Raw genomic sequence first — 13,860 nt, 5'->3', positions numbered from 1 at the left:
CCGTTGCGGCTTGCCCTCGCAGCTTCGCTTATTCGCGCCAGCGCCATGCGCGCCAATGCCTGTCCGTGCGGGTGCCGTGGAGTGACCATGTCAAGTTCGAACCTATCTTCCGGCGACAGCGAACTTCCGCGCGACATCGACGTCGTCGTGATCGGTGCGGGCCAGGCCGGCCTCGCCGTCGGTCATGCGCTCAAGCACGCGGGCGTGGATTTCGTCGTTCTCGACGCCGCGACCGAACTGGGCGTTTCCTGGATCAATCGCTGGGATTCGTTGAAGCTGTTTACCTCGGCGCGGTACTGCGGCCTGCCCGGGCTACCGTTCCCCGGCGATCCGGATCGATACCCCGCGAAGGACGAAGTGCCGCATTACTTCCGGACCTACGCGGCGAGGTTCGAGCTGCCGATTCATCTGGGCCAGCGTGTGGTGTCGGTGCGACGTTCCGACGGCGTCTTCACCGTGACCACGCCGGGCGCAAGCATCACCGCGCGCCAGGTCATCGCCGCGGTCGGCGCATTCCAGACCCCGATCATTCCCGAGTTTTCCCGGCGGCTCGCATCGTCCGTCACTCAGCTGCATTCGCACGCTTACCGAAATCCCGATCAGATCCCCGCGGGCAAGGTCGCTGTCGTGGGATCGGCGAACTCGGGTCTGCAGATCGCGGCCGAGCTGTCGGCCAGTCACGAGGTCGTGGTCTGCGCAGGCCGCAAACAGCCGCGGTTGCCGCAGCGGATACTGGGGCGCGATGCATTCTGGTGGTTGTCCAACTGCGGAATTCTGCGTCTGCCGACGAACACGCCGCTCGCGCGACGACTCGCGATGCCCGACCCGGTCGTCGGCACGAAGATCGACGAGCTCGCTCGAAGCGTCGGCTTCGCCAAGCGGGTCGTCGATGTCGCGCACGCGCAGCTCGTCACCGCCGACGGCAAGCGGATCGACGCATCGACCGTGCTGTGGGCCACCGGATACCGCAACGACTGGTCCTGGCTGGGCGCCGAACTGCTCGGCGCCGACGGAGCGCCGGAGCACGACGCGGGCATCGGCGCGTCCGGACTGCATTTCGTCGGCCTGTACCGAATGCGCAACCGTGGCTCGGCACTGCTCGGTTTCGTCGGTCGCGATGCGGAACGGGTCGGAGCGGCGGTCGCGCAACGTTGCCGGAGCGCAGTCGCGGTCAGCTAACCTGTTCCGGCTGCCACTCATGCACCAGTTGATCGTAGCTCGCGTAGTCCGGCTCCAGGCCCGCGGCGACGATCTCCCACAGCATCTCGTCGGTGCCGCCGCCGATGCGCGCCATCTTCACGTCGCGCCACCAGCGGCCCAGCGGCGACTCCATCTCGATCACGCCCGCACTGCCGAAGATATGCATGCACTCGGACATCACTTCGCACCCGAGGCGAACCGCGGTGACCTTCGCCGCTGAGCAAGAGCGCACGTTGAACCCGGCGGCGTTGGCGATCAGGCCGTTCAAGGCCAATCGCATCATGTCGACCCGCGCCTGCAAGTCCGCGATCCTCAGTCGCAATGCCTGATGATCGAACAGCGCGACCCCGAAGGACTTGCGTCGCTTCATCCGCGCGACGGTCACGCCCAGGGCCAGATGGCAGGCGCCGAGGATCTGCGCCGCCATGGCGAAACGCTCCTGGGCCAAGGCCCAGCTGAGCACGGCCAGGCCGGTTCCGGGGCGGGCGATCATCATCTCGGCGGGCACCCAGGTGTCGAAGAACACCGGTGCGGTACTGATGCTTCTGGCGCCGACGGTGTCGAAGGCCTTGCCGACGCGAAGCTGCGAGGTCGGCGCAAGGAACAGCGCCAGATCGTCGCGGCCTGCGTGGCTGTCGTCGATGCCGCGCAGCGCGAGCACGACGTAGTCGGCGACCGGGGAAGGCGAGGCCATCTTCTTGTGCCCCCGAAGGCGAAACCCGCCGTCTTCCCGGACCGCCGTCGAACTGAGCCCGAGCATGTCAGAGCCCGCGCCGGCTTCGGTCGCGGAAATGCACAACACCGCCTTGCCGGCGATCGCTTGATCGGCGACCTCGCGCAACCGTTCGGAACGACCGAACCGGCGCAGCATCGCGATCGCCGAATCATGCAGCGTTACGCCCGAGGCGATGCCGCCGGCCCCGAGTCGGCCGAATCGCTCGGACAAGGCCAGCGTGTGCTCCAGCGCGGGCACGGGGCGATCCTGCCACTTCGCCGCGAAGATGCCCTCCCGGCCCAGCAATTCGATGATGCTGCGGGGAAACACGCCGGCGACTTCCGCATCCTCGATGATCCGGCGCGTCGACGCCAAGGCCAGGATCTTGTCCAGATGCTCGTTGAAGGACGCGATATCGGAAAACGATGTTTCGGTTTGCAGGGTCATGGTGAGCCGACCGGTTCGTGTTGCCGTTGATTGTTCGCGCCATGCAGCATGGCCAGCTCTGTTTCGACGATGCCGATGGTGGCCGAGCGCTTGGGCTTTCCCGAGGGCGTTTTCGGCAGCGTGCGCGGCGGGACCACCGACACCAGCCGAGGGCTGACGCCGAATGCCGCGTAGACCGCGTCGGATACTTCGTTCTTGATGCGGGTGCTCGATTCGAGATCGGCGCTGTCGATGGCTTCGACCACGACCGCGAATTCTTCGCGTATTCCCGCGGCGGCGAGGGCGACGGCAATGGCGTTTCCCGGGCGCACGCCGCCGACCCGGCAGGCCGCGCGCTCGATATCGCCGGGAAAGATGTTGCGTCCCGCGACGATGATCATGTCCTTCAATCGGCCGCAGACGACGACATCGCCGCTCTCGGTGACATAGCCGATGTCTCCGGTGCTGAACCATCCGCCGTCGCCGAGAAGCGATTGCTTCCCGCTCGGAGTGAGGTAGTAACGCGAGACGGCATCGCCCCGGATCTTGAGTTCGCCCACCGTGCGGGCCTTGGTGCCGGCGCCCGCCGCATCGCCGACAACGATCTCGATGCCGGGCACCGGCCTGCCCAGCTTGGCCAGACGGCGCGCGCCATCGTCCGTGCTGATCGCGGCATACGAATCGAGTTCGATGGCCGCTTGATCGACCGCATCGAACTGCATGCCTTCGCCGGTCTCGGAAAACGAGATGGCGAGGGTGGCTTCCGCCATCCCGTACGCGGCGACAAACGCCTTGTCATCCAGTCCGAATCGGGCGCCGGACGCGAGCACCGCGGCTACGGTCGCATGATCGATGGGCTCGGCTCCGCTGAGGGCGAACCGCAGCGAGGAAAGGTCGAACGCGCCGTCGGGCGCCGATCGCAGGTAGCGAGCGAGAAGGGCGTACGCGAAATTCGGCCCCGCGGTCATCGTGCCGCCGTAGCGGGATATCAACGACGGCCACAGCCGCGGCGATCGGAGAAATTCTGCTGGCGCCGCGCAAACGGCCTCGGCGCCGACCTGCATCGGCAGAACGAGGAAGCCGATCATCCCCATGTCGTGAAACAGCGGGAGCCAGCTCACCAGCACATCGGTGCGCGGATCGAGTTTCGACGAACTCACCATCGCCGCCGCGTTCTCGTGGAGATTGCGATGCGAGATCGCCACCGCTTTTGGAAGCCCGGTCGAGCCCGAGGTGAGCTGCAGAAACGCGATGTCGTCCTCGCCACAATCGACCGGCTCGAGCGCCACGCCTTCAGCCAGAGTCTCCGCGGACATGACGCAGGTGCCCCGCGCTGCGAAGAGCGGCATCGTGCGCGCGAAGACATCGCCCACGACGGCGACCTTCGCGCCGATCATGTCGAGCACGGCGAACGTGTCTTCCGCCCAGGCGTCGAGGTCCGCTCGCGGACCGGGCTGGTGGAGCATCGTCACCGACGCCCCGCGCATCCACACGGCCTGAATCACCGGCGCAATGCTGGCGGGTTCGCCGATCAGCAGACCGACCGTGTCGCCGGGATTCACGCCGGCCGACGCGAGCGAGCCGGCAATGCGGCGCGCGATCCCGTGGATCTCCTTCCACGTGCGCCGGACGGGTTGGCGCGGTTCGCCCGTCACCAGGCCTTTGCCGGATGCGGGCGCAGAAGTGAATACTGCTGTCGTAAACCTGCTCATGGTTCGATCGGTCCTTGATCTTCCGGTATCGCGCGGCCGTCGACGGAGACGATCCGTCTCGGCAACCGGGGCTTTATGCGGCGCAGATGCCGGATTCGGCGGGAGTTCCAGCGCCGGACGCAATGACGGGATTGCGCGTCTTTTCGATGAGCCGCACGACATCCGCGACGGTCTTGCAGACGATGAGTTCGTCCTGCTGGAGCGTCACGCCCAGCTTTTCCTCGATGGACACCAGGCCGATGGCGAAGGCAATGGAGTCGAACCCCAATTCGCCGATCAACGACGCATCCGGATGAACACGAGCGGGGTCGATCGCAAGCTCGTCCCGGAAAACTGCCACGAGCGTTGCGTAGGCGGTCGTTTCAGACATAAATCACTCCTTTGATTTCGCGTGTGAGCGTAGCACAGCCGGCAATCGCGACCCGCCCGCCTCGGCGAGCCAGGCCCGGGCGAGTACGGCCGCCACCGTCGCGCGGAACTTACTCATCAGTCCAGAATTTTGAAACGGTTCTGGAGAGGATGCCTCGCTTTGCAGCGAGCTTGTTTGCCGATTGTTCCGCGCCTGCGGCCGCCGCCTCGAGGACGGCGCGCCGGCAGACACCGACTGCGCCGATGCGAGCGCGACCTTCTCGGCAGGTGGCTTGGTTTCCGGATGCCCTGATGCTTACCCGGGCGAACAGATCCGCTGGAACCCGCGAGCCGCGGGTTCCTGAAAATGCCGCATCAACGCCTGGGTGGGCGCAGCCCCCTCGACAGGCCGTACCGAACGACGCCCGAGTCGCGAAGCGGCGTGGGCAGACGCTTTGGTTCGCCATTGCGGGCGGCCCGGCCACAAGCGCTCAGAGCCCGCTCCGGCCCCCGTTCTCTGAGGCGACCGAGAGCGGTCCGGCATCGGGGGGGATCGGCGTTTTGCTTGACAGGTCGATGGATATGGCCGGACCCTTGGCGGCATGAACATCGATATCGAGAAACTCAGCCTGCGCGAGCTGAAAACCCTTCTGGTCGCCGCGGAGCAGCGCAAGCAGTTGATATCCAGCCGTCGTCCCGTCGCCCTGGTGCGTCGCAAAGTGATCGCGCTCGCCGCGGAGTGCGGCTATACGATCGAGGAACTGTATGGCGATCGGCCGCCGGCCGAGATCGCCGGCAAGAAGCGGGCGTCGCGGCGGAAGCTGGGCAAGGTGGCCGCCAAGTTCCGCGACCCGGACAACAAGCGCAACACCTGGTCGGGACGCGGCCGGATGCCGGTGTGGCTGGCGCAGAAGACGAAGCACGGCCGCAGCGTCGCCGATTTCCTGATCCCCGGGCTGGCAAAACCGACGGCGCGCAAGAACAGTTCGATAGGCCACAAAACGGTCGTCAAGCAGGGCTGACGCAGAATCCTTGATGCCTGAAGAAGGCGGCTTGGAGCCGGGCCGCGAAGCGGATTCGGCTTGGATGCATCGTTGGCCGGTGTCGTAACCGCCGCACGGCGCGGCCGCCAACTCATCCGTCGCGCGAACGCCCGTGGGCCATGCGATACAGCGTCCACCCGCAAAAGCCCCACAGCGTGGCGGTGCCGCCGAAGCCGGGCAGGGCCGCCCACAGCGACGCGATACTGGTGAAGCCGGCCAACAGGGCGGACGCGGTCGCGACCGCGCAAAGAGCGCCGGCCAGGATGCGGAATGCGTCCACGCGCAGGATCGTGGCGAACGGCCAGAAATGCGCGCCGACCACGAACAGCGCCCATGCCGGGATCCACTCGGGGTGTCCGACAGCGCCGCTGAGCAGGCTCTGGCCACCCACGATCAGCGCGACCTCCACCGCAATCACGACCACGAACCAGGCGGCCCATCCCGGGCGTGGACGCGTGCCGCCCCACTGCGCCGCAGGCGCGCGCAGGGCCGTGCGCGCGACGACCACGCCGGCGACCACGAACAAGCCCAGGATCGTCCATCCGGCGATCTCGACGCCGGCCCGCCATTCGGACAGATCTTTCGTCGCCAGGCTCAACCACAGCCGCCCGAAGAATGCACCGATCAATGCACCGGACACGGCGCCAATGACGGCGCCTGTGGGACGAGTTGGGGTTTGTTCCGGCATGAACAGATTCCTGGGCGAGGCTGATGCGCGAACCTGGCCGAGCCGCGAAGCGGCTCGGCTCGCGCGTCCTTCATAGCATGCGGCGAGCGATCGCCCGGCTTACGGCAGCGTGCCGAGTAAATTCCCGGCGCACCTCCAGCAGGCCGCCGCGACCGCGGGTTGTCCGTGGCGAGGTAGGCCACCGCGCTGCGCAGAACGCGAGCGATACGTGCGATGCAATCACCGCAATCGTTGCATCGACGGCGAAGCCCGAGTTGCTTTGCCAGTCGTTTGGAGGCTGCACCGCGGAAAAGCGCCTTGGTCAGGCAGAACCGCGAAGCGGCTTCGACTTGAATGAGCTGTCAGGTCCCGCGGGTTGCTTACGCACGCCCAAGGATGGAGCTAACCGAGGTCTTGACCAGGTCGACTGGTTCTGGGTCCATGACCTGATACTCGTGCGGGATGTCGAGGACGTGTACAGGCTCGTTGGCGATGATGCGGCCGAACTCAGCCAAGCCAATCCGGCCTAAAGATGTCCCCGATGGGGCTGGATTCGGATTTGCTTCGCAGCATCGGCTTGGTACTTTGGCCGCTGCGGGAGGCGGAGTGGTGCGCCCCGGATGACCGACTGAAAGTGAGCGAAACCGAGGACGAAGCATGCGAATTTTTGAAGCGAAGACTACGGCGCAGTACGCGGGATGGCGGCACGTGACGCTGCAAGGGATGCAACTGGCGCGCCGGTTTCGCGACCCGGATGGCAGGTACTTGTACGGGGCTTACGAGCTGAGTTCGGATGCCGTTGCCGCACTGGAGACGGAGATTGTTGAACCCGACTCTTCCTCGGTCGTCAATTTCGCTGTAATCGATGCTTCTGCGGTGCAAGGCGGTCTGCTGCGCTTCAGTGCCTTCCGCCAAGATCTGGATTTTTATGTTCTTGCTGGACTCAGCGCAGGCAGGTTTTCCGATCTCAAGGCGGACCTGGAATCGATGACTCCAGTTCCGGCCCTGTGTTTGGCGACATCGCTGCAGGGCGTGGCCTGATCGTTGCTGTCTGCCGATACGAGGAAGTAAACGAGAGGCCGGGGCGCCTGTCTCAGTGAAGCCCCAGCTGCTTTCGTCTCTCTCTGATATGCAACGGCGGTGTGACTGACGATGGACTGCGGGTTGATTTCGCCGGCTGGCGATGGCCTGGACGTTGCTTTGGCGCCCACATTGCCCGAGCGCTTCCGATCCGAAGCGGATTCGCGCTTGCGCGATCGCCTCCCTGCAAATTGATCGGGCCACATGGGGCACCGGACTGGCGGGTCAGGAATTCGCGAACCCGAGCGACGACGACAGCTCGCGATAAGCGTCGGCCTGAGCCCGCAACGTGTTGGCCTTGGTTTCGAATGCCTGGACCGCATCCACGCCTGCAGCGAAGCGGGCAGGCGGGTCATCGTGGCCAGCCAGTTGCACCAGGGCCTCGGCGAGTTTGATCGGATCTCCACCCTGCTTGCCGTTCATGCCGGTCCAGGCGGCTACGGTCTCGGCCGTACGCTTCGCATAGTCGTCGATGGACCCATCGGCGTAGGTGGTCGACTCCGTCGTCAACAGCTCAGTGCGGAAGAAGCCGGGCTCGACGAGCATCGATCGAATACCGAACGGTGCCACCTCCGAGGCCAGCGACTCGATCCAGCCTTCGACGCCGAACTTCGCGGCGGCATAGGCCGAGCAGAACGCGCCACCGGCGATACCCGCCGTCGACGAAATCGTCAGCAACAGGCCGGCGCGTTGCCTGCGCATTACCGGCAGCGCCGCACGGGTCACGTTCATCGGGCCAAACAGCAGGGTTTCGATCTGGCCCCGGACCTGGGCAGGGCTGAGTTCCTCGAAGAAGCCCGCGAAGAAGTTGCCGGCGTTGTTGACCAGCACGTCGATGCGGCCAAATCGGTCCACTGCACTGGCCACGGCTTGCCGGGCCTCGGCTTCGCTGGTTACCTCGAGGCGGACGCAATGCAGATTCGGGTTCGCGCCTATTGCCGCCTCCACCTTGCCCGCATCGCGTCCGGTGGCGACGACTGCGTAGCCGTTGGCGAGCGCCGCTTTTGCGATTTCGACGCCGAGTCCGCGGCCCGCGCCGGTGATGAACCAGACTTTCCTGCTTGTCATAGCGGTGCTCCGGTGATTTGGTTTCTTTGTCAGATCGTGCTCACGGGCCATCCATCGATGGCTCGCATGTGCGCCTCACCCATCCGAAGTCCATGCACCGTCATGAGGGCGTACTCCGACTCCAGTTCGTGCAGGTCGGCTGTCGACAAATTGACGTCGACAGCCGCAAGGTTTTCCTTCAGGTGGTCCTGGCGACGCGTGCCGGGAATCGGGACGATGAACGGCTTGCGGGCCAGCAACCACGCCAATGCGAGCGCTGCCGGCGTCGTGCCTTTGCGCGTCGCGACGCGTTGGATCAACGCGAGCACAGGCAAGTTTTTCACCCGGTTCTCCGCCGAAAGCCGTGGGAACTGCGAGCGGAAGTCCTTGTCAGGATCGAAGCGAACATCAGCTCCCAACGTTCCGGTCAGGTACCCCTGTCCCAGCGGGCTCCACGGTACGAAGCCGATGCCCAAGTCCTCGCAGGCCTTCAGGACGCCGTTGCCCTCCGGTCCGCGGAACCAGAATGCGTACTCGCTCTGCACCGCAGCGACCGGCTGCACGGCATGCGCGCGGCGGATATGCGGGGCGCTCGCTTCCGACAGACCGAAGTGCAGCACCTTGCCCTCGGCAATCAGGTCCTTCACCGCACCCGCGACGTCTTCGATCGGCACCGCCGGATCGACACGGTGCTGGTAGTACAGATCGATGCGATCGGTGCGAAGGCGCGTCAGCGAGCCTTCGACGACCTTGCGGATATGGTCCGGACGGCTGGTGACGCCGCCCTTCTCCAGGTCGAAGCCGAACTTGGTCGCGATGACCACGTCGTCGCGGAACGGCGCGAGCGCTTCGCCGACCAGGCTTTCGTTGGTGTAAGGGCCGTAGACCTCGGCGGTATCGAAGAAGGTCACGCCCTGTTCGTGCGCGGCGCGAAGGGTCGCAATGCCCTGGGCGCGATCTGCGGGCGGTCCGTAATTGGCGCTGATGCTCATCGCGCCGGCGCCCATCGCCGAAACCTGCAAGGCTCCGAGCGTCCTCGTGGTCTTCGTCGGATGCGCGGCGGCAGCCGACGGCTTGGCGACACCGGGGCCGGCGGCATGGGCCGATCCAAGGGACGCAACCACCAGGCCAGCGGCGGCCAAGGTGGAGCTGGCCAGGAATTCCCGGCGCTCGAGGTTGTGAGTGGGGTGGCTCATGGGGACACCTGTCGTGACGGACGCTGGAGAAGGGACACCAGTGTCTGCCCCCGCCGTCCGGAGCGATTGCCGGATCTGCCGGCGTTATTGCCTGAAATGACGAATCACGATCGGGGCTGATATCTGGATGACGGGCGGCGTGTACGCTCGTGGCAAGCATCGAGCGGCGGAGACTCGCATGAGAACGCAGGCAGCACAGGCCTCTGCCTCACCGGCCGACCCGGCGCGCCTGGCCAGGGCCATCGAACGGGTTGCCCGATCCGACGGCGACCACGTCACGGCTATTCCATCCCTTTCCATGCACCGTCGCAGCGCGCCTACCGAGCCGCTGCATTGCGTCTATGGTCTGGGCGTCGGCGTCGTGGCCCAGGGCAGCAAACAGGTGTTGATGGGCAGCGAGGTCATCGACTACGCCCCCGGCCAATCAATGCTCACCACCATCGATTCGCCGGTCGTGGCGCATGTGACGCGCGCGTCGAGCCACGAGCCGTTCCTCGGCCTTTTCTTGACCCTGGATACCCGGCTCATCACGCAGTTGGTGTGCGAAGTGGAGCTGCCGCCGCGCAAGCGCGAGCGCGCCTGCCGGTCCATCTCGGTCGAAACACTGGAGGCGACGCTGGTCGATGCGCTGGTCCGCCTCGTCGAACTGTTGCACGAGCCTTCATTGGTGCAGACGCTTTCGCCGCTGATCCAGCAGGAGATCACGGCTCGGCTGCTGGTCGGCCCGCATGGCGGCTACCTTCGCGACCTCGTCGCGGCGGGATCGCCCAACCAGCAGATCGCCAAGGCCGTCGCGTGGTTGAAACTCAATTTCAAGCAGCCCTTGCAGGCCGACGCGCTCGCGAGTCGGGTGCATATGAGTCCGTCGACGTTTCGCCAGCACTTTCGCGCCATCACCGGTACCAGCCCGCTGCAGTTCCAGAAGCAACTCCGGCTGCAGGAAGCGCGGCAGTTGATGCTCAACCAGAACGTCGACGCCGGCAATGCCAGTGGATTGGTGGGTTACGAGAGTCCTTCGCAGTTCAGTCGCGAATACAGCCGGCTCTTCGGAGAACCGCCGCAGCGCGACATCAAGCGTATGCGTCCCGCATGAGAGGGCCGCTTCTGGCCGATAGCGCACGTAGAGTTTGCGACACGCCATCATTCACAGGCGCTCGCACCTGACGGGACACTCCGCTGAGCCGCGAACGGCTCGAGCTTGAGTGCTTTATCCGCTATGCCGGGTGCTCCAGGATCAGGCCGTTGAAAAGCTAATGTTCTCTTTTGCTAAACAGTTTGGGCGTGAACAGCTCATCCGTCATGGCGAGGGATCGACGGTCTTTCAAAGCCCGCGCAGCCTGCAGTCTTCAGGCGTGCTGCATCGCAGCGAAGTGTCGGAAGCGGCGGGCCGCGCCAGCGAAAATGCCTGTTCCATCACAGTCCGGTGCGGGCGCGCGCGTGTCGGCGTGTCCGCAAGGCGCAAGGCCTTCTAGACTCGCGCAGGAAGTCGCTGAGAACAGCCGCTTCCAGACTCGCGCGGGCCACTACGACTCGCGTCATTCAGACCAACGGAGGGTGAGTATGCAAGCCAACAAGATGTGGGCCTTGGGTGCGATGATTTCGGTGCTGGCATTGACGCCGAGTCAGCCGGCGCGTGCGGGCGACCTGAGCAATGCGGTGCTTACCTGTTACGTCGACACCTTCGCGTTGGACGTGCCCGAAGCCTTCACCTGCTTCTCGACGTGGACCCCGGGCACGGCGCTTAATCCAACCGGCGCGTACTTCCAGGTCGTCGGCCTGGGCGCGGGTAACTACTCCTATGCCTGGCTCGACGTGGAAACCAACGCGGTACCGTCGGGCTGCGGCAATCAAAGCTCTTGCCGGAAGTCGATCAGCACCGAAACTCGCAACGATGGCGAAGCCACGCTGCGCGTGACCATTACCGATCTGGACACCGGTGCGACCAGGAACGCGCAAGCCACCGCGTTCTATAACGACGGATACAACTGATTGGTCGCCGACGCATCGACAAGCTGCAGGCGAACCCTGCGTGCATGGGGCATGGCTATCAGTGCGATCGCAGCGAAGAGCGCTCGGGTCAGGTTAGACACCTGAGCGTCAAGCCGAGCCGCGAAGCGGCTTCGGCTTGAATACACGATTCGATGCCTGCCTGCTCAGGCCATTGCGTCGCCGTGTGTGCGGCCGTCGCCATGGCATCCGAGTGAAGCGCGGCCTCATCAAGTATCACGGTGCTGCGTTTCGCACCACGACGATGTGCCGAGCATAATGGGTAACGATTCTTCTCGGCCGAAGCGGGCTCGTGGCTCGGACCAGGGCAGAGATTGGCCGACTGCATAGGCGATAAGCGTGGATATGCATCGATACTGGAACGATCCCGGCTATGGCGCCTGCCCCGTGATCGCCGCGTTCCTGGAGGCTTGGGCCGCGTCCATGCCCGATGACCAGAGCCGTCATTGGTTGCAGCCTCTTGCGCCGGTGGTTCGCGACTCGCGATCGTCCGCCGCCTCGCAGGCGGCTCGGCGCATGCTTGCGATGGACTGGCTGGTGCGCGACTACGCGCCGATTTGGCTGGACGCCGACGGAAGGTCAGAGCTGGCCGAACATGCACGATCGCTGAGAAACTTATCGGCGCCGTCGCTGGGCGACGACCCGTTCGATCTACGCATGCGTTCCGACCTGGGCCCCATCTCCGCCGCGACGAGCGTGTTGCCCGATGCTTATTTCGAAAGAACGTCATGCGCCGGCGGCAACACCTTCAATGCGGTGGCGAGCGAACAAGCCTCGATGTTGGGTGTCGCCGTGTCTCACGCCATCAAACCCACCGCGCAAGGCGACAGCGCCGGCTCAGCCGCCGTCGCGGCGATCGCGACCGACGCGGTCCTGGCCGAGGAGTGGGAGGTTTTGTTTTCCGCCGCACTGTCCGTAGCCAGCAGTTAGATGCATGGGCGCATCCTGCTTGCGGTGCATGAGAGCCTCGTGCCCAGGGTCGAAGCGATGGTCGTGCCTGCGCTGGAGCGCGCCGGCATTGCCTTTTCGCAGGCTCAGACCGAGTCCCAGTTTGAAAAGGCGTGGCGGAAAGCGCGCCAAATCGCCGAGGAGACCGTGGACGCCGACGCGGACATTTACGACGAGGCGTGGCGAATCGGTTGGGAGAGCATCGGCGGCACGATCGAAGCCACCCAAAGCAGCGCATTCAACTTGCTCGTGCGGATGACCGAACGGCGATGAGGCCCGGCCTTTGCTTGGCGCGTACATGCAGGCGACTGACCGAAGAATCTGCCTGTTGCCAACGGATGTACCGGGGTGGCGCCACTCCTTGGCGATCCCACCGCCAATGCATCCATATGGGGGATATCAAGGGCTCCGGGCCCGGTTGACGAAATGGACTTCTCCGATATGACCGAACGCCCGAATTCGACCGAGCCGCGAAGCGGCTTCGGCACATAGGTCGATCGTTAGTGACGACGATCGAGTGTCGGGATGTTTGAAGACCATCCTGGGCCATATTTGTTTCATTCCGAATGTTTTGACGTGCAGCGCCAGGTAACCGGCGCCTCTGCCAGCTCGGATTCGCACAGCCGCTTCAACGCCGCCAGCGCAATTTCCCAGTAGTAGTTGATATGCCCATACACGGCATAATTCCCCAGTCGGCTCAACGTAAGCTCGACATCCGTTCCCGTTTGCGTTCCGTGCAGCTCCAACCGAATGACGACGTGGTTTTCTGGGACGTCGGGAAGTACGCGCCGCGACAGCGAGCTCCAGTGCGTGTACTCAAGTACGCGCGCAGGCTCGAAGGCTTGAATCCGGCCGCTGTTTTTAAAACGCAGCCGACCATGCAGAACACCGCGCAGCACGATAGGGCCACCGACCGCCCAATCGGTATCCAATTCCAGCGGTTCGTCGGACATCCAGCGCACGGCCCGAGCAGGATCGGTCAATGCACGCCACACCATCGTCGGCGGCGATGCAATCTCTATGCGCTTGGTCACCCGATCCGGGAAGGCAATGTTCGGCTCTGAGTCCATGACCGATCGTATCCAGGAATCAGCGCAATTGGCGGATCGATACCCTGCACTATCCGTTTCGCCTGGGAGACGCCGATGGTGCTTTGAAGGCCTTCGTACTCTTGGGCGGGGCAGTGATCGGATCCATTGGCTTGATGACGTTGTGAAACCAGAACGTCAGAAAACTGTTGACTCAGACCATTGCTAAGGCGCTGATGCATGTAGGCGTCCATTGGTCGGCCGACCACAGGTCCGGAGAAACCGGCCCGGAGAGCGGCGAAAAATCGCCAGACAGGCCCTCCATGGAGAACCCGCCGACCAATGGAAAACGCCAAAAAGCCTGGGAAATAAGGCCTGCTCGTCGTTGCGACGAGACGTAGGAAAAGTTGGAACGGGAAGTTTGGCGCGCCCAGAGCACGCGC

Annotated in this window: 15 protein-coding genes; 8 read left to right on the top strand and 7 right to left on the bottom strand. The window is 64.6% G+C overall.

Annotated elements, in window-relative coordinates; genetic code table 11:
* The first annotated feature begins 45 nt into the window (after positions 1-45).
* Positions 46-1,179, top strand: a complete 1,134-nt coding sequence (locus tag KME82_RS25130; RefSeq protein WP_215496456.1) for a flavin-containing monooxygenase — start codon at positions 46-48, stop codon at positions 1,177-1,179.
* Here KME82_RS25130 and KME82_RS25125 read toward each other — a convergent pair.
* The 3 genes from KME82_RS25125 to KME82_RS25115 all read right to left on the bottom strand — a co-directional run bounded on the left by KME82_RS25125 (position 1,172) and on the right by KME82_RS25115 (position 4,423).
* Positions 1,172-2,290, bottom strand: coding sequence for an acyl-CoA dehydrogenase family protein (locus KME82_RS25125; protein ID WP_215496455.1), 1,119 nt, complete (start codon positions 2,288-2,290; stop codon positions 1,172-1,174). The two genes, KME82_RS25130 and KME82_RS25125, sit on opposite strands and share 8 nt — an antisense overlap.
* A gap of 68 nt (positions 2,291-2,358) precedes the next feature.
* Positions 2,359-4,053, bottom strand: coding sequence for a fatty acyl-AMP ligase (locus KME82_RS25120; RefSeq protein WP_215496454.1), 1,695 nt, complete (start codon positions 4,051-4,053; stop codon positions 2,359-2,361).
* A gap of 73 nt (positions 4,054-4,126) precedes the next feature.
* Positions 4,127-4,423, bottom strand: coding sequence for an acyl carrier protein (locus KME82_RS25115; protein ID WP_215496453.1), 297 nt, complete (start codon positions 4,421-4,423; stop codon positions 4,127-4,129).
* A 580-nt stretch (positions 4,424-5,003) separates the two neighbouring features.
* On the opposite strand from KME82_RS25115, the gene KME82_RS25110 reads away from it, so the two are divergent.
* Positions 5,004-5,423, top strand: a complete 420-nt coding sequence (locus KME82_RS25110; protein ID WP_215496452.1) for an H-NS family nucleoid-associated regulatory protein — start codon at positions 5,004-5,006, stop codon at positions 5,421-5,423.
* Between the two features lie 112 nt (positions 5,424-5,535).
* Here KME82_RS25110 and KME82_RS25105 read toward each other — a convergent pair whose 3' ends face one another.
* The gene (locus tag KME82_RS25105) at positions 5,536-6,132 is read right to left on the bottom strand and encodes a hypothetical protein (protein ID WP_215496451.1); all 597 of its coding nucleotides are present in this window, start codon (positions 6,130-6,132) and stop codon (positions 5,536-5,538) included.
* A 636-nt stretch (positions 6,133-6,768) separates the two neighbouring features.
* Here KME82_RS25105 and KME82_RS25100 point away from each other — a divergent pair.
* Entirely contained in the window at positions 6,769-7,152 is a 384-nt protein-coding gene (locus KME82_RS25100) for a hypothetical protein (protein WP_215496450.1), read from the top strand.
* Positions 7,153-7,416: 264 nt separating this feature from the next.
* Here the strand turns inward: KME82_RS25100 and KME82_RS25095 are convergent, their stop codons facing one another.
* Entirely contained in the window at positions 7,417-8,259 is an 843-nt protein-coding gene (locus tag KME82_RS25095) for an SDR family oxidoreductase (RefSeq protein ID WP_215496449.1), read from the bottom strand.
* Between the two features lie 29 nt (positions 8,260-8,288).
* Entirely contained in the window at positions 8,289-9,245 is a 957-nt protein-coding gene (locus tag KME82_RS25090; protein ID WP_215499208.1) for an aldo/keto reductase, read from the bottom strand.
* A 367-nt stretch (positions 9,246-9,612) separates the two neighbouring features.
* On the opposite strand from KME82_RS25090, the gene KME82_RS25085 reads away from it, so the two are divergent.
* From KME82_RS25085 to KME82_RS25065, 5 genes are all read left to right on the top strand, one after another.
* Entirely contained in the window at positions 9,613-10,527 is a 915-nt protein-coding gene (locus tag KME82_RS25085; protein WP_215496448.1) for an AraC family transcriptional regulator, read from the top strand.
* A 109-nt stretch (positions 10,528-10,636) separates the two neighbouring features.
* Positions 10,637-10,906, top strand: coding sequence for a hypothetical protein (locus KME82_RS25080; protein ID WP_215496447.1), 270 nt, complete (start codon positions 10,637-10,639; stop codon positions 10,904-10,906).
* 88 nt (positions 10,907-10,994) lie between these two features.
* Positions 10,995-11,423: a hypothetical protein gene (locus KME82_RS25075; RefSeq protein ID WP_215496446.1), complete on the top strand. Its 429-nt coding sequence runs from the start codon at positions 10,995-10,997 to the stop codon at positions 11,421-11,423.
* 357 nt (positions 11,424-11,780) lie between these two features.
* Positions 11,781-12,371, top strand: a complete 591-nt coding sequence (locus KME82_RS25070) for a hypothetical protein (protein WP_215496445.1) — start codon at positions 11,781-11,783, stop codon at positions 12,369-12,371.
* Positions 12,372-12,662 (top strand): hypothetical protein, encoded by a 291-nt coding sequence (locus tag KME82_RS25065; RefSeq protein WP_215496444.1) that lies wholly within the window; start codon positions 12,372-12,374, stop codon positions 12,660-12,662.
* Positions 12,663-12,946: 284 nt separating this feature from the next.
* Here KME82_RS25065 and KME82_RS25060 read toward each other — a convergent pair whose 3' ends face one another.
* Positions 12,947-13,459: an SRPBCC family protein gene (locus KME82_RS25060; RefSeq protein ID WP_215496443.1), complete on the bottom strand. Its 513-nt coding sequence runs from the start codon at positions 13,457-13,459 to the stop codon at positions 12,947-12,949.
* Positions 13,460-13,860 lie beyond the last annotated feature (401 nt).

The organism is Lysobacter capsici (genome assembly GCF_018732085.1).
Taxonomy (GTDB): Bacteria; Pseudomonadota; Gammaproteobacteria; order Xanthomonadales; family Xanthomonadaceae; genus Lysobacter; species Lysobacter capsici_A.
This window is presented reverse-complemented; position numbering and strand designations above follow the sequence as displayed.